This window comes from Pseudomonas antarctica (genome assembly GCF_900624995.1).
Taxonomy (GTDB): Bacteria; Pseudomonadota; Gammaproteobacteria; order Pseudomonadales; family Pseudomonadaceae; genus Aquipseudomonas; species Aquipseudomonas antarctica.
The window spans coordinates 1-2407 of the sequence record NZ_UYXQ01000235.1 but is presented as its reverse complement, the minus strand read 5'-3'; the positions used below and the strand labels follow the sequence as shown (position 1 = coordinate 2407).

4 protein-coding genes are annotated in these 2407 nt (G+C 61.9%); all 4 read left to right on the top strand.

Going from position 1 to position 2407, the window contains the following annotated elements:
• On the top strand, nt 1-1111 hold a 1111-nt coding region (locus E0F99_RS29680; RefSeq protein WP_130909127.1), incomplete at its 5' end, for a proton-conducting transporter transmembrane domain-containing protein.
• Nucleotides 1108-1596: a Na+/H+ antiporter subunit E gene (locus tag E0F99_RS29675; RefSeq protein ID WP_083357940.1), complete on the top strand. Its 489-nt coding sequence runs from the start codon at nt 1108-1110 to the stop codon at nt 1594-1596. The genes E0F99_RS29680 and E0F99_RS29675, both read left to right, overlap by 4 nt.
• A complete protein-coding gene (locus tag E0F99_RS29670) occupies nt 1593-1871 on the top strand; it encodes a K+/H+ antiporter subunit F (protein ID WP_003211751.1) in 279 nt (92 codons plus the stop codon). Before E0F99_RS29675 ends, E0F99_RS29670 begins: the two co-directional genes overlap by 4 nt.
• Nucleotides 1868-2206, top strand: coding sequence for a Na+/H+ antiporter subunit G (locus tag E0F99_RS29665; protein ID WP_083357939.1), 339 nt, complete (start codon nt 1868-1870; stop codon nt 2204-2206). Before E0F99_RS29670 ends, E0F99_RS29665 begins: the two co-directional genes overlap by 4 nt.
• Nucleotides 2207-2407: the final 201 nt, after the last annotated feature.

Genomic DNA, 2407 nt, shown 5'->3' with positions numbered 1-2407 from the left:
GCTGAGCTTAGCCGGCCTGGCGCTTAAAATCCCGTTGGTGCCGGAAGCGGATCGTGGCCTGGTGCACGAAGGGCCGGCCATCCTGGCGACAGCGTTCCTGGCCAAAGCGGGCATGTGGCCGCTGAATTTCTGGCTAGCCCCCGCCTGCTCCGCGGCCAGCGCACCCGTGGCAGCGATGTTTGCGATCATGACCAAAGTCGGCGTCTACACCGTGCTGCGCCTGTGGACCCTGTTGTTCTCCGGCCAAGCCGGCGCCTCGGCGCTGTTCGGTGGCGACTGGCTGATTTACGGCGGCATGGCAACCATCATCTGCGCGGCGCTGGCAATGATCGCGGCGCAGCGTCTGGAGCGCATGGCCAGCTTGAGCATTCTGGTGTCGGCCGGGATCCTGCTCTCGGCGGTGGGTTTTGCCCAGCCCAGCCTGACCGCCGGGGCATTGTTCTATCTGGTCAGCTCGACGCTCGCCTTGAGCGCGCTGTTCCTGCTGGCGGAATTGATCGAGCGCTCGCGCTCGGCCAACGACCTGCCACTGGATGAAGAAATCGATGCGCTGCCCAAGGCCATGGAGTCCTTGCATCCGCGGCCGGGCGTGAACCTCGACGATGAACAGAAAGCCGTGGTCGGCCAGGTAATTCCCTGGACCATGGCCTTCCTGGGCTTGAGCTTTGTCGCCTGTGCACTGCTGATTATCGGCATGCCGCCGCTGTCCGGGTTTATCGGCAAGCTGAGCCTGTTGAGCGCGCTGGTCAACCCAATGGGCTTGGGCAATGCGGTAGACGAGCCGATCCGCCCTGCCGCCTGGGGCTTGGTAGCATTGCTGATTCTGTCCGGCCTGGCCTCGTTGATCGCCTTCGCGCGCCTGGGTATCCAGCGCTTCTGGACCCCGGAAGAGCGCCCTTCACCGCTGCTGCGACGTTACGAGTGCCTGCCGATTTTCTTCCTGCTCGGCCTGAGCATTCTGCTGACCTTCAAGGCCGAACCGTTGATGCGCTACACCCAGGCCACCGCCGAGAGCCTGAACAACCCGGAACACTACGTGATGGCCGTGATGGCGACGCGCCCGATTCCGAGCCCTGAAGCCAAGGCCGCCGCCCTGGAGGTGCAGCCATGAAGCGTCTGTTCCCCGCCCCATGGCTATCACTGGCGTTGTGGCTGTTGTGGTTGGTGCTGAACCTGTCCGTCAGCCCGGGCAACCTGCTGCTGGGCGCGCTGCTGGGTTTTCTCGCACCGTTGCTAATGGCGCCGCTGCGCCCGTTGCCAATCCGCATCCGCCGCCCCGGCGTGATTATCCGCCTGTTCTTTGTGGTGGGCCGTGACGTGATCATCTCCAACCTGCAAGTGGCCTGGGGGGTGTTGGTGTGCGGTTCGCGCCCACCACGGTCACGTTTTATCAAAATCCCGCTGACCCTGCGCGACGCTAACGGCCTGGCCGTACTGTCGATGATCACCAGCGTCACGCCCGGCACCGTCTGGTCAGAACTGGCGCTGGACCGCAGTGTTTTGCTGATCCACGTGTTCGACCTGGGTGACGAAGCGCAGTTTATCCAGCATTTCAAACACGCCTACGAACGGCCCTTGATGGAGATCTTCGAATGAGCGCCCTGCTCTCCAATGCGATCCTGTTCAGCCTGTTCCTGTTTTCCCTGGCAATGGTGCTGACCCTGGTGCGCCTGTTCAAAGGCCCGTCGGCCCAGGACCGGGTTCTGGCGCTGGACTACCTGTACATCCTGGCGATGCTGATGATGCTGGTGCTCGGCATTCGGTATGCCAGTGACACCTACTTTGAAGCAGCGCTGCTGATTGCGCTGTTTGGCTTCGTCGGGTCGTTCGCCCTGGCCAAGTTTTTGCTGCGTGGCGAGGTGATTGAATGATGCCGTTATGGGTTGAAGTGAGCGTGGCCGTATTGCTGGTGCTGAGCAGCGTATTCGCACTGATCGGCGCGATCGGTCTGCTGCGCATGAAGGACTTTTTCCAGCGCATGCACCCACCCGCGCTGGCCTCGACGCTGGGCGCGTGGTGTGTGGCGTTGGCGTCGATCATCTACTTTTCGGTGCTCAAGTCCGCGCCGGTGTTGCACGGCTGGTTGATTCCGATTTTGTTGGCGATCACGGTGCCGGTAACCACGTTGCTGCTGGCGCGTACGGCGTTGTTCCGTAAGCGCATGGCCGGTGATGATGTGCCGGCCGAGGTCAGCAGCCGCCGCTGATTTCTCGGGCGAACACAGTAAAACATGTGGGAGCGCGGTACATCAGTCACACATGTATTGACTGACACTGCGCATTCGCGAGCAAGCCCGCTTGTATGGTTAGACTTGTTGGGGTGGTGGGACTAAAAGCCAGCATCTGACTCTAGCCAGTACAGACCGTGGGAGACTTCGCCCCACCCCTTCACCAAAGCGCCGATAAGG